At 64.5% G+C, this 25,910-nt stretch carries 21 protein-coding genes; 9 read left to right on the forward strand and 12 right to left on the reverse strand.

Features of this window, described 5'->3' with window-relative positions; all coding sequences use genetic code 11:
• The 4 genes from PMI42_RS25130 to cnbZ form a co-directional block, all read left to right on the forward strand.
• The coding region (locus tag PMI42_RS25130; protein ID WP_008139294.1) for a TetR family transcriptional regulator at positions 1-613 on the forward strand (613 nt) is incomplete at its 5' end.
• Between the two features lies 1 nt (position 614).
• Positions 615-1,808 carry an efflux RND transporter periplasmic adaptor subunit gene (locus tag PMI42_RS25135; RefSeq protein ID WP_008139295.1) on the forward strand — a complete coding sequence of 398 codons (1,194 nt, stop codon included), beginning with the start codon at positions 615-617 and terminating at the stop codon, positions 1,806-1,808.
• A gap of 68 nt (positions 1,809-1,876) precedes the next feature.
• The gene (locus PMI42_RS25140; RefSeq protein ID WP_008139296.1) at positions 1,877-4,978 is read left to right on the forward strand and encodes a MexW/MexI family multidrug efflux RND transporter permease subunit; all 3,102 of its coding nucleotides are present in this window, start codon (positions 1,877-1,879) and stop codon (positions 4,976-4,978) included.
• Positions 4,979-5,103: 125 nt separating this feature from the next.
• Positions 5,104-5,850, forward strand: a complete 747-nt coding sequence (gene cnbZ / locus PMI42_RS25145) for a 2-amino-5-chloromuconate deaminase CnbZ (protein WP_008139297.1) — start codon at positions 5,104-5,106, stop codon at positions 5,848-5,850.
• Here cnbZ and PMI42_RS25150 read toward each other — a convergent pair.
• The 12 genes from PMI42_RS25150 to PMI42_RS25205 form a co-directional block, all read right to left on the reverse strand.
• Entirely contained in the window at positions 5,847-6,737 is an 891-nt protein-coding gene (locus tag PMI42_RS25150; protein WP_008139299.1) for an ABC transporter permease, read from the reverse strand. The genes cnbZ and PMI42_RS25150 overlap by 4 nt on opposite strands.
• Before the next feature lie 4 nt (positions 6,738-6,741).
• On the reverse strand, positions 6,742-7,683 hold the full coding sequence (locus PMI42_RS25155) for an ABC transporter permease (RefSeq protein WP_008139301.1): 942 nt from the start codon (positions 7,681-7,683) through the stop codon (positions 6,742-6,744).
• Between the two features lie 31 nt (positions 7,684-7,714).
• On the reverse strand, positions 7,715-9,226 hold the full coding sequence (locus PMI42_RS25160) for an ABC transporter substrate-binding protein (protein ID WP_008139303.1): 1,512 nt from the start codon (positions 9,224-9,226) through the stop codon (positions 7,715-7,717).
• A 23-nt stretch (positions 9,227-9,249) separates the two neighbouring features.
• A complete protein-coding gene (locus tag PMI42_RS25165) occupies positions 9,250-10,353 on the reverse strand; it encodes an ABC transporter ATP-binding protein (RefSeq protein WP_008139305.1) in 1,104 nt (367 codons plus the stop codon).
• Positions 10,354-10,528: 175 nt separating this feature from the next.
• Positions 10,529-11,518, reverse strand: a complete 990-nt coding sequence (locus PMI42_RS25170; RefSeq protein WP_008139307.1) for an ABC transporter ATP-binding protein — start codon at positions 11,516-11,518, stop codon at positions 10,529-10,531.
• Positions 11,515-12,225 carry a DUF1028 domain-containing protein gene (locus PMI42_RS25175; protein WP_008139308.1) on the reverse strand — a complete coding sequence of 237 codons (711 nt, stop codon included), beginning with the start codon at positions 12,223-12,225 and terminating at the stop codon, positions 11,515-11,517. Before PMI42_RS25175 ends, PMI42_RS25170 begins: the two co-directional genes overlap by 4 nt.
• A 10-nt stretch (positions 12,226-12,235) precedes the next feature.
• Positions 12,236-14,041, reverse strand: coding sequence for a gamma-glutamyltransferase family protein (locus tag PMI42_RS25180; RefSeq protein WP_008139310.1), 1,806 nt, complete (start codon positions 14,039-14,041; stop codon positions 12,236-12,238).
• A gap of 88 nt (positions 14,042-14,129) precedes the next feature.
• Positions 14,130-15,119, reverse strand: a complete 990-nt coding sequence (locus PMI42_RS25185; protein ID WP_008139311.1) for an ABC transporter ATP-binding protein — start codon at positions 15,117-15,119, stop codon at positions 14,130-14,132.
• Complete coding sequence (locus tag PMI42_RS25190; RefSeq protein ID WP_008139313.1) at positions 15,116-16,102, reverse strand: ABC transporter ATP-binding protein; 987 nt, start codon at positions 16,100-16,102, stop codon at positions 15,116-15,118. Before PMI42_RS25190 ends, PMI42_RS25185 begins: the two co-directional genes overlap by 4 nt.
• Before the next feature lie 13 nt (positions 16,103-16,115).
• Positions 16,116-17,078, reverse strand: coding sequence for an ABC transporter permease (locus tag PMI42_RS25195; RefSeq protein WP_008139314.1), 963 nt, complete (start codon positions 17,076-17,078; stop codon positions 16,116-16,118).
• Between the two features lies 1 nt (position 17,079).
• Positions 17,080-18,060: an ABC transporter permease gene (locus PMI42_RS25200; RefSeq protein ID WP_008139316.1), complete on the reverse strand. Its 981-nt coding sequence runs from the start codon at positions 18,058-18,060 to the stop codon at positions 17,080-17,082.
• 100 nt (positions 18,061-18,160) lie between these two features.
• Positions 18,161-19,759 (reverse strand): ABC transporter substrate-binding protein, encoded by a 1,599-nt coding sequence (locus PMI42_RS25205; protein ID WP_008139318.1) that lies wholly within the window; start codon positions 19,757-19,759, stop codon positions 18,161-18,163.
• A 349-nt stretch (positions 19,760-20,108) separates the two neighbouring features.
• On the opposite strand from PMI42_RS25205, the gene PMI42_RS25210 reads away from it, so the two are divergent.
• The 5 genes from PMI42_RS25210 to PMI42_RS25230 form a co-directional block, all read left to right on the forward strand.
• Positions 20,109-20,366 (forward strand): DUF6489 family protein, encoded by a 258-nt coding sequence (locus tag PMI42_RS25210; protein ID WP_008139320.1) that lies wholly within the window; start codon positions 20,109-20,111, stop codon positions 20,364-20,366.
• A complete protein-coding gene (locus PMI42_RS25215) occupies positions 20,366-21,166 on the forward strand; it encodes an esterase/lipase family protein (RefSeq protein WP_008139321.1) in 801 nt (266 codons plus the stop codon). Before PMI42_RS25210 ends, PMI42_RS25215 begins: the two co-directional genes overlap by 1 nt.
• A gap of 46 nt (positions 21,167-21,212) precedes the next feature.
• Positions 21,213-22,763 (forward strand): wax ester/triacylglycerol synthase family O-acyltransferase, encoded by a 1,551-nt coding sequence (locus tag PMI42_RS25220; RefSeq protein WP_008139323.1) that lies wholly within the window; start codon positions 21,213-21,215, stop codon positions 22,761-22,763.
• Positions 22,764-22,773: 10 nt separating this feature from the next.
• Positions 22,774-23,769 carry an alpha/beta fold hydrolase gene (locus PMI42_RS25225; RefSeq protein ID WP_008139326.1) on the forward strand — a complete coding sequence of 332 codons (996 nt, stop codon included), beginning with the start codon at positions 22,774-22,776 and terminating at the stop codon, positions 23,767-23,769.
• Between the two features lie 131 nt (positions 23,770-23,900).
• Positions 23,901-25,910 (forward strand): cytochrome P450 (locus PMI42_RS25230; protein ID WP_008139328.1); only part of this gene is annotated, 2,010 nt, incomplete at its 3' end.

Here is a 25,910-nt window from a genome sequence, read left to right on the forward strand (position 1 = left end):
CACCACGACCAAGAGCGTGGCGGCCGCCGCTGCCATTTCCGAAGCGCTGCTGTTCAAGCACTTCCCGTCCAAGGCGGCGCTCTATGCCGAAATCCTCAGCGACGAGTGCGAAGCCGATCCGGCACTGACGGACCTGCTGGAGCGAGAGCCCTCGACGGCCACGCTGGTCGAATTCGTCCGCGGCATGGTCCAGCATTTCCTCCACATCGCCGATGGTCCCGACCAGGAAGAGGCGCAGCGCCTGCGACTGATGGCCACCAGCCATCTGGATGACGGCGAATTCGCCCGTCTGCTATATGCCAAGATCGAGAAGCTGATCGGGGCGGTTTTCCTCGCCTCGCTCGAGCGTGCTGTGACGGCCGGGGACGCGCGGCCATTCAGCGGCGATCCACTCAACCTGTTCTGGTTTGCGCATCACACGGTGATGACGGCTGCGCTGACCAGGCTGCCGGCCGCGCCCTGCCTCGCTTACGGCAAGGCTGGCGACCTTGAGCGGCAGCTGTGTGAGTTTCTCCTGAGGGGTATCGGACTTAACGACGCCGCAATTGCTTCGCACTTAGGCCACGAATTGGCGCCGGGTGCGGGCAAGACGGCGATTGCAGAAAGTGCATGACATGAACATCGTAGCCGAACACAAGATTTCGGGCCAACCGATCGACAACAAGGCTCCCAAGCGTCCGGTCCGGCCGGTGCTGTGGTTCATCATCGTCGGCACGCTGCTGGGCGTGCTCGTCGGTGGTCTCGTCTGGTTCAATTATTTCCGCGGCCAGATGATCAAGCAGTTCTTCGCCAACAACAAGCCGCCGCCGACCGCCGTCAGCGCGGCCGAGGCGAAGTCCGAGGTGGTGCCGAATCTGCTGACCGCAGTCGGCGGCCTTGCCGCCGTGCATCAGGTCGACGTCAGCGCCGACGTCAACGGCCGCGTCACCGAGATCAAGTTCGAGCCGGGCACGCATGTCGAGGCCGGCACGCCGCTGGTCCAGCTGTTCGACATGCCCGACCAGGGCGACCTCGCCAATTACAAGGCGCAGGCGACCGTCGCGCAGCTTTCGCTCGACCGCGCCAAGCAGCTGGCCTCGCGCCAGTTCGGTCCGCAGGCGACCGTCGATTCCGCACAGGCCGCCTACGACCAGGCGCTGGCGGGTATCGCCAAGACCGAGGCGCTGATCTCGCAGAAGCTGGTCCGCGCGCCGTTCTCCGGCGATCTCGGCGTCCGCAAGGTCGAGGTCGGCCAGTATCTGACGGCCGGCACGGCGATCGTGTCGCTGACCGATCTGTCGGAGCTGTGGGCCAACTTCACGGTGACGGAAAAGGATTCGGGCAACCTCAAGGTCGGTCAGCCGGTCCGGCTCAAGGTCGACGCCTATCCGGGCCGCACCTTCGACGGCAAGATCACCACGATCGAGCCGCAGGTCGCGGCCGACACCCGCAACATCCGCGTGCAGGCGACGGTCGCCAATCCGGAGAAGATCCTGAAGCCCGGCATGTTCGTGACCACGACGGTGGTGCTGCCGGCGAAGCCGGCCGTGATCACCGTGCCGGAAACGGCGGTCGATTACACGCTGTACGGCGACTCCGTGTTCGTGATCACCGAGAAGAAGGAAGAGGACGGCAAGACCAGCCTCTCCGCGGTCCGCACCTTCGTGCAGACCGGCAGCCGGGTCGACGGCCGTGTCGAAATCATCAAGGGCGTGAAGGTGGGCGACAAGGTCGTCGCCGTCGGCCAGCTCAAGCTGCAATCGGGCGCCGCAGTTGCGATCTCGACCGATCCGGCGCCGCAGATCCCGGCGCAGCCGCCGCGCTACTGACAATACAAGCGCGTGATCCGGCTCGGCCGGATCACGTCCGTTGAGACAAAGAAATCGAGATCGCCGCGATGCGCTTTACCGACATTTTCATCAAACGACCGGTCCTGTCGGTCGTCGTCAGCCTGCTGATCCTGCTGATCGGCCTGCGCGCGGCGATGGTGCTGCCGATCAGGCAATATCCGAAGCTTTCGAACACGGTCATCAATATCACGACCGTCTATCCCGGCGCGTCCGCGGACCTGATCCAGGGCTTCATCACGACGCCGATCGAGCAGGCGGTCGCCTCCGCCGAAGGCGTCGACTACATGACCTCGTCCTCGGTGCTCGGCACCTCGACGATCCAGGTCTACATCAAGCTGAACTTCGATCCGAACCAGGCGCTCACCGAGGTGCTGGCGAAGACGAACTCGGTCAAGTACCTGATCCCGAAGGAATCCAACGACCCGATCGTGACCAAGACCACCGGCCAGACCACGGCCGTGATGTATCTCGGCTTCTCCTCGGAAGAGCTGTCAGGCTCGGCGATCTCGGATTATCTCACGCGCGTCGTGCAGCCGGTGCTGTCGACCGTCGACGGCGTCGCCTCTGCCGACATTCTCGGCGGCCAGACCTTTGCGATGCGGCTGTGGCTTGATCCCATGAAGATGGCCGGCCGCAACGTATCTCCGGCGGACGTCGCCGCTGCCATCCAGGCCAACAACTTCCAGTCGGCGGCGGGGCAGACCAAGGGCTATCTGATCGTTTCCAACATCTCGACCAACACCAGCCTCACCGATGTCAACCAGTTCAGGAAGATGATCGTCAAGGCCAAGGACGGCGGCTTCGTCCGGATGGAGGACATCGCGACGGTCGAGCTTGCCGCGCAAAGTACCGACGCGAGCGTCGCCTTCAACGGCGAGCATGCGATCTTCATCGGCGTGAACGCCACGCCGCAGGGCAACCCGCTGACGCTGGTCAAGGGCGTGCGCGCGCTTTTCCCGGAGCTCGAGCGCAACCTTCCGCCGTCGATGAAGATGAAGGTCGCCTACGACTCGACCAAGTTCATCCAGTCCTCGATCGACGAGGTGGAGAAGACGCTGGGCGAAGCCGTGATCATCGTGATCGTGGTCATCTTCCTGTTCCTGGCCTCGCTCCGCTCGGTCATCATCCCCGTCGTCACCATTCCGCTGTCGATGATCGGCGTCTGCACCCTGATGCTGGCGCTGGGCTTCAGCTTCAACCTGCTGACATTGCTCGCCATGGTGCTCGCGATCGGCCTCGTGGTCGACGACGCCATCGTCGTGGTGGAGAACATCCATCGCCATCTGGAGGAGGGGAAGACGCCGGTCCAGTCGGCGCTGGAAGGCGCGCGCGAAATCGTCGGCCCCGTCATCTCGATGACCATCACGCTCGCGGCGGTGTACGCGCCGATCGGCTTCCTTGGCGGCCTCACCGGTTCGCTGTTCCGCGAATTCGCCTTCACGCTCGCGGGCTCGGTGATCGTGTCGGGTGTGATCGCGCTGACGCTGTCGCCGATGATGTGCTCTGTTCTGCTCAAGAATACCGAAGAGGGCCGCTTCGCCAAGCTGGTCAACAAGGTGTTCGGCGCGCTGACGCGCTGGTATGGGCGCAGGCTCGACCGCTCGCTCGATTACAAGGCGATCACCGGTCTGTTCGCGGTGACGATCCTCGGGCTGGTCGGCTTCCTTTATATGCACACCTCGAAGGAGCTGGCGCCCGAGGAGGACCAGGGCATCGTGTTCGCGGTGACCAAGGCGCCGAAATACGCCAACATCGACTATGTCGATTTCTACGGCGAGAAGCTCGACGAGAAATTCCAGAAGTTCCCCGAGACCGATCTGCGCTTCGTGCTGAACGGCATCAACGGCCCGCAGGGCGGCATCGCCGGCATGCTGCTGAAGTCGTGGGACGAGCGCAAGCGCTCGTCGATCCAGCTGAAGCCGCTGGTGCAGGCCGAGCTTTCCAAGATCGAGGGCGTGCAGGCTTTCGCGTTCAACCTGCCGCCGTTGCCGGGCGGCCCGGGCGGTCTGCCGGTTCAGATGGTGATCAATTCCACCGCGGGCTTCCAGACGGTCTTTGAGCAGATGGAGAAGCTGAAGGATGCTGCGCGCAAGAGCGGCATGTTCATCGTCTCGGACAGCGACCTCGCCTACAACCAGCCGAACGTGGAGGTCACGATCGACCGCACCAAGGCGCAGGATCTCGGCGTCAACATGCAGAACCTCGGCTCGACGCTCGCGGTGCTGCTCGGCGGCAACTACATCAACCGCTTCAATCTCGAGGGCCGTTCCTACCAGGTGATCCCGCAGGTGCCGCGCAGCAGCCGGCTCTCGCCGGAATCGCTCGGCGGCTATTATGTGACGACCAACACGGGCCAGCAGCTCCCGCTGTCGACCGTGGTCTCGGTCAGGACCAAAACCGATCCGAATTCGCTGACCCACTACAACCAGCTCAATTCGGCGACGTTCTCGGCCGTGCCGATGCCTGGCGTGACGGTCGGTTCGGCGGTCGACTTCCTCGAGGGCGAGGCCAAGAAGTTGCCGGCCGGCTTCAGCCACGACTATCTCGCGGACTCCAGGCAGTACGTGCAGGAAGGCAACCAGCTTGCGATCACCTTCGGCTTTGCGTTGATCATCATCTTCCTGGTGCTGGCGGCGCAGTTCGAGAGCCTGCGTGACCCGTTCGTGATCATGATCTCGGTGCCGATGGCGATCGTCGGCGCACTGATCCCGCTGTTCTTCGGCATGGCGACCATGAACATCTACACCCAGGTCGGTCTGCTGACCCTTGTCGGCCTGATCACCAAGCACGGCATCCTGATGGTGGAGTTCGCCAACGAGCTCCAGGTCAAGGAGCGGCTCGACCGCCGCTCGGCCATCGAGATGTCGGCCCGTATCCGCTTGCGGCCGATCCTGATGACCACGGCCGCGATGGTGACCGGCCTGATCCCGCTGCTGACTGCGACCGGCGCGGGCGCGGCCAGCCGCTTTTCGATCGGTCTGGTCGTCGTGGCCGGCATGTCGATCGGCACGCTGTTCACGCTGTTCGTGCTGCCCGCCGTTTATGTGGTGCTGGCGACCGACCACCGTGCGGCAGCCGATTCCGAGCGGAACAAGCAGGTCAACGAGATCGATCTCGCCTCCTCGGACAAGGCGCTGCGGCCGACCTGAGGCCGCTTCCAGTCGAAATCCTGAAGCGGCAACAGCGATAGCTGTTGCCGCTTTTTTGTTGTCCCGTGCTAATCTCGCCTTGGCGCCAGGGGGCGCCGGCATGCAATTGGAATGAGGGGCTGGACATGACGCGTGACTTTTCGGCGGGCAATTACCGTTTCATTCCATCCGTATTTCAGTATTCGGCCGGTGCCGCCGCGGACGACGGTTATGAGATCGAGCGCGTCCGCTTCGCTTCGCTGGTGCCATTGGCCGAAGGATTTGCGCTGGCGGCAAAGTTCATCCAGGCGGCGGGGCGGCCGCTGACGGCATTCTGTGCCTGCGAGCTGCGCTCACCGGCAGCGTTCAGCGAGGAAGGCTTTCGCGCGTTCAACCTGCACTATGTGAAGACGCTGTCCGAATGGGGCATCTTCGACGGCACTACCAACCCGGTGGCGCGCAGCAATGTCTGTCCCGAGATCGATCCGCCGTCCGAGCCGTCGTTCTACGCGTTCTCCTTCACGCGCCCGACGACATCGAAGGCACCGTCCTTCGTGATCGCCGGCGGTGCCGAGGCGCGCGAGGGCAGCGGCAGCTATGTCGAGCGGACGGTGCGCTACCGCGACCTCAGCCCGGAGGGCCTGCGCGAGAAGGTGCGTTTCACCACGACCTCGCAGATGGAGAACCGGATGACGGCATTCGGCTTCGGCTGGAAGGACACGACCGGCGTGCAGGCCTATTCCGTGCACGACTTCCACCACGCGCTGGTCGACGAGCTGGTCCGCCGCGGCGCGCTGCGCTCCGGCCTGACCTGGCACTTTGCCCGGCCGCCGGTGGTCGATCTCGAATACGAGATGGATTGCCGCAGGGTGATGCGGGAGACTGTGATCTAGCGCTGGCGAGGGTCGAGCGCGTCGCGCAGGCCGTCGCCGAGCAGGTTCAGCGACAGCACCACCAGGAAGATCGCGAGCCCCGGCCAGACCGCCATCCACGGCGCCTGGGTCAGGAAGCGCTGCGCCGCATTGAGCATGCTGCCCCAGGACGGCGCCGGCGGCTGCTGGCCGAGGCCGAGGAACGACAGCGCCGCCTCGGCGATGATGGCCGCCGCGATCGACAGCGTCGCCTGCACCAGCAGCGCCGGCAGGATGTTCGGCAGGATGTGCGAGAACGCGATCCGCCATGGCGGGTTGCCGAGCGCGCGGGCGGCCTCGACATAATCCTCGGCCTTGACGCTCAGCACCTGGCCGCGGGTCAGCCGGATGAAGATCGGGGTTGCCGAGATCCCGATCGCGATCATGGCGTTGCCGAGGCTCGGGCCGAGGAACGCGGCGAGCGCGATCGCCAGGATCAGGAACGGGCAGGCCAGCATCGCGTCGGTGATCCGGCTGATCAGCGCATCGACAAAGCCGCCGCGATAGCCGGCGAGCAGGCCGAGCGGCACGCCGATTCCGAGCGCAATCGCGACCGAGATCAGCCCCGCCATCAGCGAGGCCCGCGCGCCGTAGACGACGCGACTGAGGATGTCGCGGCCGAGATCGTCGGTCCCGAACCAGTGCGCGGCGGTGGGCGGCTTGCGCACGAGGCTCCAGCTCGTGGCGATGGGATCGTAGGGCACGACCAATGGTGCAAGCGCCGCAAGCAGGATGAACGCCGTGATCACGACGAGCCCGAACACGGCCGCCTTGCGCTTGAACAGGCGTCGGCGGGCGCGGCGTGCGGGGCTGTCGAGTTCATAGGCCTGCGTCGTGCAGGGGGCGGCAGGCAGGGCAGTGTCCGTCATGGCGCTAGCCCCTCAGCCGCGGATTGACGAGGACATAGGCGACGTCGGCAACGAGGTTCAGCGTGATGTAGACGGTGGCGGTCACCAGCACCACGCCCTGCACGACCGCATAATCGCGGTTGAACACGGCATCCACGATCAGCTTGCCGAAGCCGGGAATGGAGAAGATCTGCTCGGTCAGCACCGCACCCGACAGCAGCGTGCCGAGCTCGAGCGCGCCGAGCGTGATGATCGGCGTCAGTGCGTTGCGCATCGCGTGCTTGAGGATCACCGAGCGTTCGGACAAGCCCTTCGCGCGCGCGGTGCGGACGTAGTCGCTCTCCAGCACCTGGAGCATGGCGCTACGGGTATGCCGCATCAGGATCGCGGAAATCGCGTTGCCGAGCACGAAGGCCGGCATGATGGTGGCGGCCAGGCTGGCGCGCCAGTTCTCGGTGAGCGGCACGTAACCCGAAGCGGGCAGCCAGCCCAGGTGAATCGAGAACAGGAAGATCATGAGAATTCCGAGCCAGAAGTTCGGCGTCGAGATGCCCCACAGCGCGAACAGGTTGGCGCCATAGTCCCACGCCGTGCCTTTCTTCACCGCGGAGACGATGCCGGCGGGAATGCCGATGCAGAACGCGATCAGGATCGCCATCGAGCCGAGCTGGAGCGTCACCGGCAGTTTCTGCGCGATCAGCTCGCGCACCGGCATCTTGTTGCGCAAGGATTCGCCGAAATTCCCGGTGAGGACTCCCTTGAGCCAATAGACGTACTGCACCGGGATCGGCTGATCCAACTTGTACTGCTGACGGATTTGCTCGATCACCGCAGGATCGCGCTCCTCGCCGGCCATCACCAGCGCGGGATCGCCCGGCAGGAGTTGTTGCAGCGAGAAGATCAGCACCGACACGAAGAACAGCGTCGGTATGATCTGCGCGATCCGGTGGGCGAGGAAGTTCAGCATGGTTCGGCCCGTGCCCCGGGCGCAGCCGCGATCATTTGAACTTCAACCCGACAACACGCACCAGCCCGTCCGGCATCTGCCTGTAGCCGTCGAGCTTCTTCGTGTGCGCGATCAGGAGCGTGCGATGGTAGATGTAGATGATGGGCAGGTCCTCGAGCAGGATTTTTGTCAGCTTCTCGTAGATCGCCTTGCGCTCGCCGACATTGGCCGTCACGCGTCCGTCTTCCATCAGCTTGTCGGCTTCGGGGTTCGAATACACGCCGTCATTTTGCGGCGCCTTGCTGCGCATGAAGATGTAGGAATTGCCGTCGGGATCGATACGGCCGCTCCAGTTGATCTGGAAGATCTGGAATTCGCCGGCCTGGGCCTGCTTGAAGGTCGTCGCGAATTCGACCGCGCGGATCTTGATGTCGAAGCCGGCTTCGGCGGCCATCGACTGCACGACCTGGGCGACGGCTTCGTTTTCCGCGCCTTTGGGGATCATGTAGTCGACGGTCACAGGCGTGGTGACGCCGGCTTCTTTCAGTAGCGCCTTGGCCTTGGCGATGTCGCGGCCACGGACCGGGAAGGCCTTCTGATAGTATGGATGCGTCGGGCTGACCCATTGATTGCCGGGCGTGAACTCGCCGTTGAAGACGACCTGGTTGAGCGCTTCGCGATCGATCGACAGGTCCAGCGCCTGACGGACTTTTGAGGACTGGCTCAGCGGTCCCTTGGTCTTGTCGTTGCCGATATTGACGGTCAGGCCGAGATAGCCGAGTTCGGGCGCGGTCGACAGAACGAGCCGGGAATCGGCGCGCACGTCCTTGATGTCGGTGGCGAGGACGCGCTCGATCAGATCGAGTCCGCCGGACTTGAGATTCGCGAGCCGCACGGTGGCGTCGACGATCGGCAGGAACACGACGCGGTCGATATGAATGTTGTCCTTGTTCCAGTAGCCGGCGAACTTTTCGAACACCATGCGGTCCTGCTGGACCCGCTCGACGAATTTATAGGGGCCGGCGCAGACCGGATGCAGGCCGAACTTGTCGCCGGCTTCCTTGGCCGCCTTCGGCGAGACCATCATGCCGGAGCGGTCGGTGAGCTGGGCGATCAGCGGCGAATACGGTGTCTTGAGCACCAGCTTGATGGTGAGGGGATCGACGACCTCGACATGGTCGACGCTGGCGAGCTCCGACTTGCGGAACGAGGTCGGCAGCGTCATGTGGCGCTCGATCGAGAACTTTGCGGCTTCGGCGTCCAGCGGTTCGCCGTCATGGAATTTGACGCCCGGTCGGAGCTTGATCGTCATCTCCTTGCCGTCCGCCGAGGTCTCGTGCGACAGCGCGAGCTGCGGCACGATGTTGAGCTTCTCGTCGATGTCGAACAGCTTGTCGCAGAACGCGGAGAACACGATGCGGCCGACATAGGTGCGGCCAATGCTGGGATCGAGGATGTCGGGGTCTTCGGCGATCCCGATGCGAAGCGTGGTCTGGGCTTGGGCTGCGCCCACGAGCGACGTCAGCAAAGCCGACGCCAGGATGGTCAAACGCATGAAACTCATCGTTCTCAACCTCTGTTGTGCGGCTATGCCGGGTCCGTTTCCAAGGAACTAACCCCGCTGCCGCGGACTGCTTCCGGGCCACCGCTGAAGGCGGCGACCAATTTTTCAAGGACCGGCGAGAAGCCGCCGTCGGACGGGACGATTGCCGCGGAGGACGGCAGTTCCGATGTTCTGTGGCAGGCCGTTGCATGTCCGGTGCCATCGGGCACGAGCTGTGGCATTTCGCTGCGGCAGCGGTCGACGACATAGGGGCAGCGCGTGTGGAAGCGACATCCCGGTGGCGGATTGAGCGCGCTGGGGATTTCCCCCTGCAGCACAATCCGGCTGCGCTTTGCCCGTGGTTTAGGCACGGGGATCGCAGACAGCAGCGCGCGGCTATAGGGGTGGCGAGGTGCCGCGAACAGCGCGTCCGCCTCCGCCGTCTCGACGATTTGGCCGAGATTCATCACCGCGACGTGGTCGGCAATGTGCTTGACCACGGCCAGGTCATGCGAAACGAAGATATAGGCGAGCCCAAGCCGGTCCTGGAGCTCACGCAGCAGGTTCAGGATCTGCGAGCGGATCGAGACGTCGAGCGCCGACACCGGCTCATCGCAGATGATCAGCTTGGGCTCGACCGCGAGCGCGCGGGCAATGGCGATGCGCTGGCGCTGGCCGCCGGAGAATTCATGGGGATAGCGCCGCTCAAGCCGCGGCTCCAGCCCGACCAGCCGCAGGATTTCAGCGACGCGCTCACGACGCTGCGCCGGTGGCACGAGATCGTGCAGCGCCAGCGGCTCGGTCAGGATCTGGCCGACCGTCATGCGCGGATTGAGCGATGCGTAGGGGTCCTGAAAGATGATCTGCGCCTCGCGGCGGAATTTGCGGAGCGCATTGGCATCGAGCGAGAGCAGGTCGCGGCCCTCGAAGCGCACCGCGCCGGCATCCGGCTCGATCAGCCGCAGCACCAGGCGGCTGACCGTGGACTTGCCGCAGCCGGATTCGCCGACGAGCGCGAGCGTTTTGCCGGCTTCGAGCGAGAAGCTGACGCCATCAACGGCTTTGACATGCGCCAATGCGCGGCCGAACAGCGAGCGCTCGGCGACGAAATGCTTGACCAGGCCTTCGACCTCGAGGAGCGCGGTCATCGTTCATGCTCTCCAAGAAACCTGGTCTCGTGTCCCGGGCGCGGCGCAGCACGAAGTGTTGCGACGCTGCACCGGGACCCAGTCCGTTGCTGCATGGTCCGCGGTTCAGCAGCGCACCACGGCGCTTCGCTTGTGCTGCGCGGCGCCCGGGGCACGAGAGGAAAGAGCCGCGCCATCACGACACCAAGAGTTCGAGCGGCGCGCGGATGCAGCGCGAGAGGTGGCCGGGGCTGACTTCCACCAGCGGCGGCGGCGCCTTGGTGCAGGCGTCCAGCACGAAGGGACAACGCGCGCTGAAGCGGCAGCCGGCGGGCGGCTGTGCCATGTTCGGCACCATGCCTTCGATCGTGGCGAGCTGCTCGGCGCGGTGGTCGAGCCGCGGGATCGAGCCGAGCAGGCCGACCGTATAGGGATGCTGCGGGGTAGCAAATAATTCGTCCACCGGCGCGCGCTCGACAATTTCGCCGGCATACATCACGGCGACCTCGTCGCAGACCTCGGCGACCACGCCGAGATCATGGGTGATCAGGATGATCGCGGCGCCGCTCGCGGCTTTCAGTTCCCACATCAGCTCCAGGATCTGCGCCTGCAGGGTGACGTCGAGCGCGGTGGTGGGCTCGTCTGCGATCAGAAGCCGCGGATCGCAGGCCAGCGCCATCGCGATCATGACGCGCTGGCGCATGCCGCCGGAGAGCTTGTGCGGATATTCGTCGATGCGACGCTCGGGCGAGGGGATGTGGACGCGCCGTAACAGCTCGATCGCCCGCTCGCGTGCGCTCCTTCGCGAGCCGCCGCGATGGCGCAGGATCGTCTCGGCGATCTGGTCGCCGATCGTAAAACTCGGGTTGAGCGAGGTCATCGGCTCCTGAAAAATCATCGCGAGCCGGTTGCCGCGCAAGTCCCGCAGCGTCTGGTCCGAGGTCTTCAGGAGATCAAAGCCATCGAAGCGGATCGCGCCTGATATTTCCGCGCTCTGCTTCGGTAGCAGGCCCATGATCGCCAGCGACGTCACGCTCTTGCCGCAGCCGGATTCGCCGACGAGGCCGAGCGTGGCGCCATTGGCGACGCTGAGATCGACGCTGTCGACCGCATGGGTGACGCGGCCGTCGTCGCCGTGGAAGCGGATGCGCAGATCCTTGATTTCGATGATAGGGCTTGCGCTCATGATCGTCTTGCGCGGGCTGCGGCGATTGTAGCGTCGATGACGCTGCGATCGGTGTTACCGGCCGGGTTCTGCCGTGTCGGCATCGAGCTGCGGAAGTGCACCCAGAGCTCGTTGCTGACGCACTCAAGCCGCTCGAGCTCGCCCAGCGGATCGACATGATCGTCGGCGCGGATGTCCAGCGCCGGCCATTCCTCCTCGCCGTGGATCAGGAGCGCAGCCGACTGCTTGCCGCGCTTGTCGCCGCCGGCGGCTTCGCCGGCCCGCATCGCCGCAAGCAGGCGGCGCGGGAAGGGCAGGCTGTCATTGGCGATGTAGGTCCTTGCGGTCTCGTCGAGCACGTCGGCGCCGGCCAGCATGTTGCCGGCGATCGAGAAGCCGCTGCCCGCGATGTGGCCGCACCAGTCGACGCAGTCGCGCCCCGTATGCGCGGCGATTGTGCCGCTGGCATCCATGATGTGGATCTGACGGCTCTCGCGGCCATCATCGGTTGCGAGCAGGGTGGCGAGAACATCGTGGGCATTGAGACCGTCGCGCAGCAATCTGACGCCGTCGATGCCGTAATAGGGATTGACAAAGGCTTGTGTCGCGATCGCGCCGAGGCCGGCCGCGATGTAGGGCACGCGCGCGCCGACGGCGAAGAAGCGGGTCGCGACCGCGATGCCGAACTGGCCGGTGGCAGGATCGCGCGCGATGATCGACCAGGTCATATTCTGTCCATCAGCGCCCTGCGGCGTAGCCCTGCATGCCGCGCGGATTGGCGGCGGCGCGGCGGCGCACGCCGACACGTGAGGCCGCGGTGAGGCGGCCTTCCGACCAGTCGGGGCCGACCTCGACGATATGCCCGCGCTCGCGCAGGTTCTCGATCGTCGCCTTCGGCACGCGGTTCTCGACCACGAGCACGCCGGGGCGCGCGGTGCGCGGCCAGAACGAGATCGGGAAGTGCTCGGAGTGCCAGGCCGGCGCGTCGATCGATTCCTGGAGATTGAGGTTGCAGTGGACGTGGCGCAGGAAGAACTGCGTGATCCACTGGTCCTGCTGGTCGCCGCCCGGCGAGCCCCAGGCGAGATAGGGCTCGCCGTCGCGCAATGCCATGGTCGGTGACAGCGTGGTGCGCGGCCGCTTGCCCGGCGCGAGCGAACCGGGTTGGTTTTCCTCCAGATCGAACATCTGCGCGCGGCTGCCGAGGCAGAAGCCGAGCTCGGGGATTACAGGCGAGGATTGCAACCAGCCGCCGGACGGCGTCGAGGACACCATGTTGCCGGCCTTGTCGATGATGTCGAAATGCACGGTGTCGCCGCGCACTTCGCCGAAGCGTCCGACCGTCGGCTCGCCGGCACCGAGCGCGCCAACGGCCTCGCGCTGGCCCTCGGCGCGGCGCAGCTTGACCACGCCGCCAAAGCCCTCGATCGCGCCGGGCCGGAGATCGAGCGAAGCCCTGTCGGTGACAAGCTTGCGGCGGTCGTCGTTATAGGCATCCGACAGCAGCGTCGCGATCGGGATCTCGCTGAACTTGGGATCGCCGTAGAATTTCTCGCGATCGGCGAAGGCGAGTTTTGCGCATTCGATCTGGAGATGGATGAATTCGGGCCCCGTCGGATCGAGCCCGTCGAGTGCGAAGCCCTTCAGCAGCGCGAGCTGTTGCAGTGTCACCGGGCCCTGGCTCCAGACGCCGGCCTTGCAGACGGTGTACCGGCCATAATCGTAGGTGAGCGGGGCCTCGACAGTCGGCTGCCAGCGCGCCATGTCGTCGGCCGAGAGCACGCCGCGATGCGGCGAGCCGCTGACGTCCATCACCTCTTGTGTCCGGCAGAACTTGTCGATGGCTTCCGCGACAAAACCTTGCGACCATGACTTTCGAGCGCGTTCGATCTCGGCGTCGCGGCCACCGCCGCCGCTCTCGGCTTCGCTGAGAATGCGGGCGTAGGTCGCAGCCAGCGTCTTGTTGGTGAAGAGCGTGCCGGGCCTCGGCACCTCGCCATTCGGCAGATAGACCGCGGCCGAGGTCGGCCAGTGCTTGCGGAACAGTTGCTCGACGGTCTGGATGGTGGCGCAGGCACGCTCGACCAGTGGATAGCCGTCGCAGGCGTAGGAGATCGTGGGCTCCAGCACGTCGCGCAGGCGCATCGTGCCGTAGTCGCGCAGCAGCATCATCCAGGATTCGAAGGTGCCGGGGACGCAAGCCGCGAGCAGGCCGGTGCCAGGCACCATGTCGAGGCCTTCGCTCTTGTAATGCGCAATGGTGGCGCGGGCCGGCGCCGGGCCCTGGCCGCAGATCACTTCGGTGCGGCCGCGCTTCACGTCATGAACGATGATGGGCACGTCGCCGCCGGGTCCGTTCAGATGCGGCTCGACCACCTGGAGCGTGAAGGCGGTGGCGACGCCGGCATCGAAGGCGTTGCCGCCCTTTTCGAGGATGGCCATGCCGACGGCGGTCGCGATCCAGTGCGTGGTGGCGACGACCCCGAACGTGCCCTCGATCTCGGGGCGTGTCGTGAAGGGATCGGGATTGACGTTGCTGGCCATCGTATTTTGCTACCTTTTTTCCGGCGCGCGCAATTGATCACAACCGGTGCTGGGATGCCAAATGCACAGGCCGCATAGCACGCGCGCGTTATGCCGGGACCGGCGCGGTGTTAACAGCATGGCAGGCAACCCCGTCGATCAGTTCCGGGGCTTCCTTGCGGCACAGATCGAACGCCAGCGGGCAGCGCGGATTGAAGGCGCAGCCGGGCGGCGGATTGATCGGGTTCGGGATCTCGCCCTTGACCGGAATGCGCTGGCGGCCGCTCATGGCGAGATCGGGCACGGCGCCGAGCAGCATCTTGGTGTAGGGCATGCGCGGGCGGGCGAACAATTCCTTGCCTTCCGCGATCTCGACGATGCGGCCGAGATACATCACGCCGACGCGGCTCGCCATGTGGCGGACCACGGCAAGGTTGTGGCTGATGAACATGTAGGTCAGGCCGAACTTGTCCTGGAGGTCGCGCATCAGGTTCAGGATCTGCGCCTGCACGGAGACGTCGAGCGCCGAGGTCGGCTCGTCGCAGACGATGAACTCGGCGTCCGAGGCAAGTGCCCGCGCGATCGCGATACGCTGGCGCTGGCCGCCGGAGAATTCATGCGGGAATTTCAGCCGGTCGTCCGGATGCAGGCCGACGAGGCTGAGGAGCTCGCTGACGCGGGCCTGGATGTCGCGCTCGCCCTGGATCAGGTCGAAGGCGCGGATCGGCTCGGAGATGATGGCATCGACGCGGAAGCGTGGATTGAGGCTCGCATAGGGGTCTTGAAAAATCATCTGGATGCGGCGGCGCAGTTGTCGCCGCACCTGCGCCTGCCGTGGATCCGTCATCGAGATGCCGTCGATCAGCACGTTGCCGGAGCTCGGCGGCAGCAGGCCGACCACCATCCGCGCCACCGTGGTCTTGCCCGAGCCGGACTCGCCGACCAGCGCAAAGGTCTCGCCCTTCCTGATGTCGAAGGTGACGCCGTCGACAGCCTTGAGATATTCGAGCTGCCCGCCTTCGAGCACACGGTTGAGCCAGGGCTTCGAGACGTCGAAGACACGGCGCAGATTTGTGGCCTGGACGAAGGGGGCGCTCATGCCGCGCTCTCCGCCGGCACGCTGTCATAGAGATGGCAGGCGACAGATTGTGTGCCGCGCGGCAGCGGCTCCGGCCGGTCGATCCGGCAGCGGTCGAACGCGGATGCGCAGCGCGGATTGAACGAGCAGCCGCGCGGGATCGCCGACAGCCGCGGCATCGAGCCGGGGATCTGCACCAGGCGCTTGTCCTCGCCGGCAAGCGTCGGGATCGCGCCCATCAGGCCCTTGGCATAGGGGTGCAGCGGGTTTTTCACGACGTCCTGCACCGGGCCGATCTCGGCGACGCGGCCGGCATACATCACGGCCACGCGGTCCGAGGTCTCGGCGATCACGCCCATGTCGTGGGTCACCAGCATCACCGCGGTGCCGTGGTCGCGGCCGAGCCGCTTGATCAGCGAGATGATCTGCGCCTGCACGGAAACGTCGAGCGCGGTGGTCGGCTCGTCCGCGACGATCAGCTCGGGCTCGGCGCAGATCGCGAGCGCAATCACGACGCGCTGGCGCATGCCGCCGGAGAATTCGTGCGGATAGCCGTCGATGCGCTTATCAGGCGCGGGAATGCCGACCTCGGCGAGCAGATCGATGGCGCGGCGCCGGGCGGCCGTCTCGGACATATTGAGGTGGGTCCGGATCGTCTCGATGATCTGGTCGCCGACCCTGTACAGCGGATTGAGCGAGGTGAGGGGATCCTGGAAGATCATGCCGATCCGTTTGCCGCGGACGCGGCGCAACTCTTCCGGCGGCAGGTTATCGATGCGCAGGCCCGACAGGCGGATCTCGCCGCCGGAGATGCGTCCGGGCGGATCGATCAGGCCGATCACCGAGAGGCCGGTGACAGACTTGCCGGCGCCGGATTCGCCAACCACACCCAGCACCTCGCCCTTGGCGATGTCGAAGGAGACGCCGTCGATGGCACGCAGCGTACCGCGACGCGAGGCGAACTCGACCTGAAGATTGCGGACGGAGAGAACGGGTTCGGTCATGAGCGGGGCATACTCATCGAAGTTTCGGGTTGAGTGCGTCGCGCAGCCAGTCGCCCAGCAGGTTGATGGACAGGATCAGCGCGGCGAGTGCGATTCCGGGGAATGCGACGATCCACCATTCGCCTGCGAACAGATATCCGTTGCCGATCCGGATCAACGTGCCGAGCGACGGCATGGTCTCGGGCATGCCCGAGCCCAGGAAGGACAGCGTCGCCTCGGTGATGATGGCAAGCGCGAGATTGATGGTGGCGATCACGAGGATCGGCCCCGTGGTGTTGGGCAGCACGTGGCGCAGCATGATCACGGGGGCCGGCAGGCCGATCAATTGCGCGGCCGCGACATAATCCTTGTTCTTCTCGATCATGACCGAGCCGCGCACCGTGCGCGCGTATTGCACCCAGAAGCTCAGGCCGATCGCAAAGACCAGGACCGCCAGCATGCTCATCTCGTCGAGCTTGTTGCCAAAGACAGATTTGGCGATGCCGTTGATCAAGAGCGCGATCAGGATGGCCGGGAAGGAAAGCTGTACGTCGGCGATGCGCATGATCAGCCCGTCGACGGCGCCGCCGAAATAGCCGGCCGTCAGCCCGAGCAGGATGCCGAGTGCGCCGGAGAGGACGACGCCGAGGACGCCGACGAGCAGCGAGATGCGCAGGCCGTAGAGGATCGCGGACAGCACGTCGCGGCCCTGCTCGTCGGTGCCGAGCAGGAACGGGCTTTGACCATCGGCAGTCCAGAGCGGCGAGATGCGCGAATTCATCAACTGCAGCTGCGCCGGGTCGAACGGATTCTGCACCGATAAAACCGGGGCAAAGATCGCGATCAGGAAGAACAGCAGCGTCACCGCAGCCGCGATCATCGTGATCCTGGAGCGGCGGAACGAATAGAACAGGTCGCTGTCCAGAGTGCGCCTGAACCAGCCGGGTGCGGCGGCGGCGCGCTTCTCGGTCGTGTGCGGAACGACGGCCTCGCTCATGTCAGTGCGCCCGGCTGACCGTCGAGCGCAGCCGCGGATCGACGATGGTGTAGAGGATATCAACCATGAGATTGATGGTGACGAAGATCAGCGACACCATCATCAGGTAGGCCGCCATGATCGGGATATCGACGTTCTGAACGGCCTGCACGAACAGGAGGCCCATGCCCGGCCACTGGAATACGGTCTCGGTGATGATTGCGAAAGCAATTACAGAGCCAAATTGCAGCCCCGCCACCGTGATCACGGGAACCATCGTATTGCGCAGCGCGTGGCCGAAATGGATCGCCCGCGTGGTGAGCCCGCGGGCGCGGGCGAAGCGGATGTAGTCGGTGCGCATGACTTCCAACATCTCCGCGCGGACGAGCCGCATGATCAGCGTCATCTGGAACAAGCCGAGTGTGATCGAAGGCATGATCAACGCTTTCAAGCCGGACAGCGTCAGAAGGCCCGTCGTCCACCAGCCGATATGCACGACGTCACCCCGCCCGAACGAGGGCAGCCAGCCGAGCGTCACCGAGAACAGGTAGATCATGAGAATGCCGATCAGGAAGGTCGGCAGCGAGATGCCGACCAGCGAGACGGCCTGGAATATGTGCGAGAGCCAGCTATCACGGCGCAGCGCCGAATAGACTCCCATCAGGATGCCGGTGACCATCGCGAAGATTGTGGCGCAGATCGCGAGCTCCAGCGTCGCGGGCATCCGCTCCATCAACAGATTGGTGACGGGCAGGCGGAACTGGTAGGACACGCCGAACTTGAACTGCGCGGCATTGCCGACATAGCGGCCGAACTGCACGATCACGGGATCGTCGAGGCCGAGCGACTTGCGGATCGCGGCGCGCTCGGCGCCTGACGTATCCATCCCGACCATCTGGTTCACAGGATCGCCCGCGAAGCGGAACATCGAGAAGGAGATGATTCCGACCGCAATCATGACGCCGACGGCCTGGATGGCTCGGCGCAGTGTGAAAGCGAGCATCTGTTCCTTTCACATCTCTTCAGGGGCGCGCATCATCGCGTTAGCCCGAAACAGCAAGTCCCGGAAGCCAGGCTTCCGGGACTTCACAACTTGTCGACAGTTACTCGTCCTGCTTGGTCGCCCAGTACAGCATGACCATGTTGTCCGCACGCTGGGTCAGCTTCACCTTCTTCGACACGCCCCAGGCGAGCGCCTGCTGGTGCAGCGGGACATAGGCCCAGTCCTTCATCGAGACCTCGAAAGCCTGCTTGATCAGTTGATCGCGCTTGGCCGTATCGGGTTCCACGAGAACCTTATCGGCGAGCTCGTCGAACTGCCTGTTGCAATAGCCGGCGAGATTGGCTTCGCCGCGGTTGGGATCCTTGGGATCATCCCGGCAGCCCATGATGTCGTGCAGCACGTTCTGGGAGTCGAGCGTATCCGGGGTCCAGCCCAGCATGTACAGCGAGGTCTTGTAGCCACCGGGCTTCAGCACCTTGGCGAAATACTGGGCCTTCGGTTGCGCCAGCAAATCCACCTTGATGTTGATGCGGGCAAGCATGCCGACGATCGCCTGGCAGATCGCGGCGTCGTTGACGTAGCGATCGTTCGGGCAGTCCATCGTCACCTCGAAGCCGTCGGCATAGCCGGCGTCCGCCAGAAGCTTCTTGGCTGCATCGGGATCGAACTTCGGCCGGGTAAGATCCTTCGCGGCAAAGATTTCCGGGGCAACCATCAAGGCGGACGGCGTGGACAGTCCGCGCATGACGCGATTCTTGATCAGGTCGACGTCGATCGCCCGGTAGACCGCTTCGCGGATGCGAACGTCCTTGAACGGGTTTTTGCCCTTGATGTTGGAATACAGGAGCTCGTCGCGCGCCTGATCCATGCCGACAAAAATGGTGCGGAGTTCAGGTCCCGTCAGCACGGTGGCGTTGGGGCTCGCCTTGACGCGCTCGATGTCCTGGACCGGAACCGGCTCGATCACGTCGACCTCGCCCGACAACAGTGCCGCGACACGCGTGGCCGGGTTTGCGATCGGCGTGAAGACGATCTCCTTCAAATTATGTTCCGGCTTGCGCCACCAGTTCGGATTGGCCTTGAAGACGGTCTTCACGCCCGGCTGATGGCTCTCGATGGTGAAGGGGCCTGTGCCGTTTTCATGGAGCGAAGCATAGCTCGGGGTCGTCGCCGCTGCCGGCGTCGGTGCCACCGCATCGTTCGCCTCTGCCCATTTTTTGTCCATGATGTACCAGGTCGCCCACAGCGCCGTCAGGATGGGATTGGGCGAGGTCAGGACGAAATCGACGGTGTAATCGTCGATCTTGACGACCTTTGCATCGGCAGGAACGCGGCTCTGAAAATTCGAACCTTTGGCGCGCACGCGCTCGGCCGAGAACACCACGTCATCGGCGGTGAAGGGGTCACCGTTGTGGAATTTCACGCCCTTGCGCAGGTGAAAGCGCCAGCGCGTCGGTTCCGGCGTCTCCCAACTTTCGGCGAGTGCCGGGATGATCTTCAAGTCCTTGCCGCGGGCGACCAGGCCCTCATAGACGTGGCCGAGATGCGCACTGGTGGTCGACTCGTTCAGCGTGTAGGGGTCGAGCGATTTGAGCTCACCCTGGTTGGCGTAGCGCAGCGACTGGCTCGACGCCGGCGAGACCGCCAACGCAAGCGTACCGGCGAGCGTCGCCGCAAACAGACTTCGACCGATTGACATTCTTGACCCTCTCCACTCTGCCGCGCCGTCATTTTTGATTGTTCGGCGGGGCTGATCGATCCATGTTGCCCAGAGTTCTCGACCCGTGCAAGCGCCATTCCAGCAAGGAACGCGCCAAGTTGCACCGCTGTGCAGCAATGCAGACCGGCAATTTGGGGCGGAAGGTCAGCGGGCGATATTCGACTTTCGACCGGGCCTGGGAATGGAATAAAAGCGGAAAGGCCGATTTGATTGACCATATCCGCCGATTGCGGAAGCCTGCCGCCAGCCCCCGTCTCAGGTCGCTTGCGTCGCACACCATGTCGCGGCGATACTGTGTGACGCCGCTCGAATCTCATCCGGAGGGGACATGAAAGTTAATATCGAAATCGACTGCACCCCCCTCGAGGCCCGCCAGTTTTTCGGACTGCCCGACGTGATGCCGATGCAGACGGCGGTGATGGACAAGCTGCAGCAGCAGATGATGTCCAACATCGAGAAGGTCTCGCCGGAATCGCTGATCCAGAGCTGGTTCACCTTCGATCCCAAAATCGCGGAGCGGTTTCAGGACATGTTCGTCACCATGGCCGGTCTCGGCAGCCCGCGCAGCGGCGACAAGAAGAAATAATGCCATCCGGGCCGGACGGGCCGCAGGAGAAAGGCCGGCTGCGTCCGCCGGGCCTTGGTCTGTTGCTTGCCGAAGCCCGTGGCCTGTTCGAGTTCAACGCCAGCCTGCTGTTGTCGCCGGTCCTGATGCGCGCACCCAGGGGCGACGGCCATCCGGTGCTGGCGCTGCCGGGCTTTCTCGCCAGCGACCTCTCGATGGCGCCGATGCGGCGCTATCTCAGCGAGCTCGGCTACGAGGCGCATGCCTGGCGGATGGGCCGCAATCTCGGCGGGCTCGGGCGGATGCGCGAAGCGCTGCGCGCCCGTCTTGCCGAGATCCATGCCGCGAGCGGCCACAAGGTCAGCCTGGTCGGATGGAGCCTCGGCGGCGTCTATGCCCGCGATCTCGCGCTCCAGGCGCCTGACATGGTCCGTTGCGTCGTCACGCTCGGCAGCCCGTTTGCCAACGACGTGCGGGCCACCAACGCGACGCGGCTTTACGAGGCGCTGTCCGGCGAGCGGGTCGAGGATTTCGCGGAACTGCGCGAGGCGATCGCCGGCGATCTGCCGGTGCCGGCGACGTCGATCTATTCGCGCGCCGACGGTGTCGTGAACTGGCGGACCTGCCTGCTGCGCCCCTCGGACCGTGCCGAGAACATCGAGATACACCTGGCGAGCCATATCGGGCTCGGCGTCAACCCTGCTGCCCTGTGGGCCGTGGCGGACCGGCTGGCACAACCGGAAGGGGAGTTCTGGCCATTTGACCGGGCCGGGCCGTTTGCCATTGCATATGCCCCGCCGGAGCGGGCAATATCGACCTGACGAGAAGCGCCAGCAAAGGCGCCCGTCAAATACTCGGGAGGGAACCATGGCTGACGGTAAGAAGCTGTCGTCGCTGGACGCATCATTTTTGTATCTGGAAACGCCTGAGATGCCGATGCATGTCGGCAGCATGGCGATCTTTCGCCTGCCTGACGATTACAAGGGCGACTTCTTCGAAGACTTCAAGGCGATGATCGTCTCGCGCCTGCACATCGCGCCGATCCTGAAGGCGCGGCTGGAGAAGGCGCCGCTCGACATCGACCACCCCTCCTGGGTCGAGGACGACCAGTTCGACATCGACCGTCACATCTTCCGCGCCAGCCTGCCGCAGCCGCGCGACCGCGCCACGCTGGAGCGCATCGTCGGCTGGATGCACGCAAAGCTGCTGAACCGGGCCCGCCCGCTCTGGGAGTTCTACGTGTTCGAGGGCATGAAGAACAACGAGGTCGGGCTCTATTCGAAGATGCACCATGCCGCCATCGACGGCGGCGCCGGTGCCGCACTGACCAACATGATCTATGACATCTCGCCGGTCCCGCGGAAGGTCGAGCCGCCGACCGGCGGTGCCAAGCCCGGACAGGAGCCGCGCGACATCGCGGCGAACCTGCTCGACTCCTATCAGCAGCTCTTCACCCAGCCGCTGGACGCCTCGGCGGCCGCGAAGAACCTGCAATTGCCGCGGACCGGCAAGAGCGATATCGGCTCGATCCTGTTCGACAACGCGATGTACCAGATCGAAAGTGCGGTGCGCTTTGCCGGCAATATCCCGACCATGGTCAAGAGCATCTCCGATGTGCTCGGCAAGATCTCCGATCCGAAGTCGCGCGAGAGCCTCGCCAGCATGGTGTCGCCGCCGACCATGCTCAACAAGACGATCTCGTCGGAGCGCAGCTTTGCCGGCGTGTCGATCTCGCTGTCGCGATCCAAGGCGCTGGCGAAGCAGGCCGGAGGCAAGCTCAACGACGTCGTGCTGGCGCTCGCTTCCGGCGTGGTCCGCCGCTACCTCCAGCAATACAGCACACTGCCGGCGAAGTCCCTGACCGCGGCCGTGCCGATTTCCCTGCGCGAGGAAGGCAACACCGAGGCCAACAACCAGGTGTTTGGCATGATCTGCGCGATCGCGACCAACATCGACGATCCCAAGGCGCGCCTGGAAGCGATCATCGCGCAATCGACCAAGTCCAAGGAGATGTCGCATCCGCTGCGCGCCCTGATGCCGCAGGTCTCCAACATCTCGATGCTGGGCGCGCCGATCATGGTGCAGATCCTGGCGCTGCTCTACAGCCGCTCCAACCTGTCCGACGTGCTGCCGCCGGCCGCCAATATCACGGTGTCCAACGTGCCGGGGCCGCGGCAGACGCTCTATGCCGCAGGCGCCGAGCTCCTGCACATCTTCCCGGTCTCGATCTCGACGCATGGGCAGGCGCTCAACATCACCGTGCAGAGCTATCGCGACCAGCTCGATTTCGGCTTCATCGTCGGCGCCAACATCATTCCGCATGTGCAGGTGATGTGCGACATGCTGCCGGAGGAGTTTGCCGCGCTGGAGGCGGCCTACATGCCGCCGGCGGCGGACATCAAGGGCGCCGCTGAGTAGGAATGTTGTGATGATCGAAATGCCGCCGCTCAAGTTCGCGCAGACGAACGGAATCCGCATGGGGTATTACGAGGCCGGTCCGGTCTCCGACAAGCCGCCGGTCGTGCTGTGCCACGGCTGGCCCGAGCTTGCCTTCTCCTGGCGCCATCAGATCAAGGCGCTGAGCGAGGCCGGCATCCGGGTCATTGCGCCGGACCAGCGCGGCTATGGCGCGACCGACCGGCCCGAGCCGGTCGAGGCCTATGACATGGAGCATCTGACCGGCGATCTCGTCGGGCTGCTCGATCATCTCAACATCGACAAGGCGATCTTCGTCGGACACGACTGGGGCGGCTTCGTCGTCTGGCAGATGCCGCTGCGGCATCCCTCGCGCGTCGCCGGCGTCGTCGGCGTCAACACGCCGCACTGGGACCGCGCGCCGATCGACCCGATCGCGTTGTTCCGGCAGCGCTTCGGCGACCAGATGTATATCGTCCAGTTCCAGGATCCTGCGCACGAGCCGGACAGGATTTTTGGCAGCCGCGTCGAGCAGACCTTTGACGCCTTCATGCGCAAGCCGCTGGCGCGGCCGGCGGCGAAGGCGGATGAGCCGCCGATCGCGGGCGTCGGTGCCTCGTCGAAAACCAATCTGGCTTTCCCGCAGATGGTTGCGGCCTATGACGCCAAGCACGATCCGCGCACACCGATCCTGTCGGCCGACGAGAAGAAAATGTTCGTCGATACGTTTACGAAAACCGGCTTCACCGGCGGCATCAACTGGTATCGCAATTTCACGCGCAACTGGGAACGGTCGAAGGGGCTGGATCACCACATCAGTGTGCCGTCATTGATGATCATGGCAGAGAACGACGCCGTGCTGCCGCCCTCGGCGGCGGATGGCATGGAGAAGCTGGTCGCCGATCTTGAAAAGTATCTGGTGAAAGACAGCGGCCATTGGACGCAGCAGGAGAAGCCGGAGGAGGTCAGCGCCAAGCTGATCGAATGGCGTAGAAGGCGGTTTGGCTAGCGCGTCATTTGTAAACTCGTCATTGCGAGGAGCGAAGCGACGAAGCAATCCAGGCTGCCTCCGCGGATACATTGCTGGATTGCTTCGCTTCGCTCGCAATGACGACATTGAGGCAGGGGGACTACATTTCGATGTCATCCAAGAATCGACTGGATCCGATCCCGCAACCGCCGACCAAACCGGTGGTCGGCAACATGCTGTCGCTGGATTCGGCTGCGCCGGTGCAGCATTTGACGCGGCTCGCGAAGGAACTGGGACCGATCTTCTGGCTCGACATGATGGGCTCGCCGATCGTCGTCGTCTCCGGCCACGACCTGGTCGACGAGCTCTCCGACGAAAAGCGCTTCGACAAGACCGTGCGCGGCGCGCTACGGCGCGTGCGTGCGGTCGGCGGCGATGGCCTGTTCACCGCGGATACCAGGGAGCCGAACTGGAGCAAGGCGCACAACATCCTGCTCCAGCCGTTCGGCAACCGCGCCATGCAGTCCTATCACCCGAGCATGGTCGATATCGCCGAACAGCTCGTCCAGAAATGGGAGCGGCTCAACGCCGACGACGAGATCGACGTCGTCCACGACATGACCGCGCTGACGCTTGATACGATCGGCCTGTGCGGCTTCGAGTACCGCTTCAATTCGTTCTACCGGCGCGACTACCATCCCTTCGTCGAGTCGCTGGTGCGTTCGCTCGAGACCATCATGATGACGCGCGGCCTGCCGTTCGAGCAGGTGTGGATGCAGAAGCGGCGCAAGACCATGGGCGAAGACGTCGCCTTCATGAACAAGATGGTCGACGAGATCATCGCCGAGCGGCGCAAGAACGCGGATGCGATCGACGACAAGAAGGACATGCTCGCCGCAATGATGACCGGGGTCGATCGCTCCACCGGCGAGCAGCTCGACGACGTCAACATCCGCTACCAGATCAACACCTTCCTGATCGCGGGACACGAGACCACCAGCGGCCTGTTGTCGTGCACGATCTATGCACTGCTCAAGCATCCGGACATTCTCAAGAAGGCCTATGACGAGGTCGACCACGTCTTCGGCCCCGACGTCAATGCCAAGCCGACCTACCAGCAGGTGACGCAGCTCACCTACATCACACAGATCCTCAAAGAGGCGCTGCGGCTGTGGCCGCCGGCGCCGGCCTACGGCATCTCACCGCTCGCGGACGAGACCATCGGCAGCGGCAAGTACAAGCTCCGGAAGGGTACCTTCATCACCATCCTGGTGACCGCGCTGCATCGCGATCCCTCTGTCTGGGGGCCGAATCCGGATGCGTTCGACCCCGAAAACTTCAGCCGCGAAGCTGAGGCAAAACGGCCGATCAACGCCTGGAAGCCTTTCGGCAACGGCCAGCGCGCCTGTATCGGCCGCGGCTTCGCCATGCACGAGGCGGCGCTCGCGCTCGGCATGATCCTCCAGCGCTTCAAGCTGATCGACCATCAGCGCTACCAGATGCATCTGAAGGAGACGCTGACGATGAAGCCGGAAGGCTTCAAGATCAAGGTGCGTCCGCGCGCCGATCGGGAGCGGGGAGCCTATGGTGGGCCCGTTGCGGCTGCGTCCTCCGGGCCAAGGGCGCCGCGCCAACCGACGACGCGGCCCGGCCACAACACACCGATGCTGGTGCTCTACGGCTCCAATCTCGGCACGGCCGAGGAACTGGCCACGCGCATGGCGGACCTTGCCGAGATCAACGGTTTTGCCGTGCATCTCGGGTCGCTCGACGACTATGTCGGCAAGCTGCCGCAGGAGGGCGGCGTGCTGATCATTTGCGCCTCCTATAATGGCGCCCCGCCCGACAACGCGTCGCAGTTCGTCAAATGGCTCGGCGACGATCTGCCGAAGGATGCCTTTGCCAATGTGCGCTACGCCGTGTTCGGCTGTGGCAACAGCGACTGGGCGGCGACGTATCAATCGGTGCCGCGCTTCATCGACGAGCAATTGTCCAGGCATAGTGCCCGTGCGATCTATCCGCGCGGCGAGGGCGATGCGCGCAGCGATCTCGACGGCCAGTTCCAGAAGTGGTTCCCGGCGGCGGCCCAGGTCGCGACCAAGGAATTCGGCATCGACTGGAATTTTACCCGCACCGCGGAGGACGATCCGCTCTACGCGATCGAGCCTGTGGCGGTGACC

The sequence above is a fragment of the Bradyrhizobium sp. YR681 genome (assembly GCF_000282615.1).
Classification (GTDB): domain Bacteria; phylum Pseudomonadota; class Alphaproteobacteria; order Rhizobiales; family Xanthobacteraceae; genus Bradyrhizobium.

Excerpts from the sequence above, each read along its gene's own strand:
- PMI42_RS25135 (WP_008139295.1), top strand. The coding sequence starts at position 615 with ATGAACATCGTAGCCGAACACAAGATTTCGGGCCAACCGATCGACAAC.
- PMI42_RS25140 (WP_008139296.1), top strand. The coding sequence starts at position 1,877 with ATGCGCTTTACCGACATTTTCATCAAACGACCGGTCCTGTCGGTCGTC.
- cnbZ (WP_008139297.1), top strand. The coding sequence starts at position 5,104 with ATGACGCGTGACTTTTCGGCGGGCAATTACCGTTTCATTCCATCCGTA.
- PMI42_RS25150 (WP_008139299.1), bottom strand. The coding sequence starts at position 6,737 with ATGACGGACACTGCCCTGCCTGCCGCCCCCTGCACGACGCAGGCCTAT.
- PMI42_RS25155 (WP_008139301.1), bottom strand. The coding sequence starts at position 7,683 with ATGCTGAACTTCCTCGCCCACCGGATCGCGCAGATCATACCGACGCTG.
- PMI42_RS25160 (WP_008139303.1), bottom strand. The coding sequence starts at position 9,226 with ATGAGTTTCATGCGTTTGACCATCCTGGCGTCGGCTTTGCTGACGTCG.
- PMI42_RS25165 (WP_008139305.1), bottom strand. The coding sequence starts at position 10,353 with ATGACCGCGCTCCTCGAGGTCGAAGGCCTGGTCAAGCATTTCGTCGCC.
- PMI42_RS25170 (WP_008139307.1), bottom strand. The coding sequence starts at position 11,518 with ATGAGCGCAAGCCCTATCATCGAAATCAAGGATCTGCGCATCCGCTTC.
- PMI42_RS25175 (WP_008139308.1), bottom strand. The coding sequence starts at position 12,225 with ATGACCTGGTCGATCATCGCGCGCGATCCTGCCACCGGCCAGTTCGGC.
- PMI42_RS25180 (WP_008139310.1), bottom strand. The coding sequence starts at position 14,041 with ATGGCCAGCAACGTCAATCCCGATCCCTTCACGACACGCCCCGAGATC.
- PMI42_RS25185 (WP_008139311.1), bottom strand. The coding sequence starts at position 15,119 with ATGAGCGCCCCCTTCGTCCAGGCCACAAATCTGCGCCGTGTCTTCGAC.
- PMI42_RS25190 (WP_008139313.1), bottom strand. The coding sequence starts at position 16,102 with ATGACCGAACCCGTTCTCTCCGTCCGCAATCTTCAGGTCGAGTTCGCC.
- PMI42_RS25195 (WP_008139314.1), bottom strand. The coding sequence starts at position 17,078 with ATGAGCGAGGCCGTCGTTCCGCACACGACCGAGAAGCGCGCCGCCGCC.
- PMI42_RS25200 (WP_008139316.1), bottom strand. The coding sequence starts at position 18,060 with ATGCTCGCTTTCACACTGCGCCGAGCCATCCAGGCCGTCGGCGTCATG.
- PMI42_RS25205 (WP_008139318.1), bottom strand. The coding sequence starts at position 19,759 with ATGTCAATCGGTCGAAGTCTGTTTGCGGCGACGCTCGCCGGTACGCTT.
- PMI42_RS25210 (WP_008139320.1), top strand. The coding sequence starts at position 20,109 with ATGAAAGTTAATATCGAAATCGACTGCACCCCCCTCGAGGCCCGCCAG.
- PMI42_RS25215 (WP_008139321.1), top strand. The coding sequence starts at position 20,366 with ATGCCATCCGGGCCGGACGGGCCGCAGGAGAAAGGCCGGCTGCGTCCG.
- PMI42_RS25220 (WP_008139323.1), top strand. The coding sequence starts at position 21,213 with ATGGCTGACGGTAAGAAGCTGTCGTCGCTGGACGCATCATTTTTGTAT.
- PMI42_RS25225 (WP_008139326.1), top strand. The coding sequence starts at position 22,774 with ATGATCGAAATGCCGCCGCTCAAGTTCGCGCAGACGAACGGAATCCGC.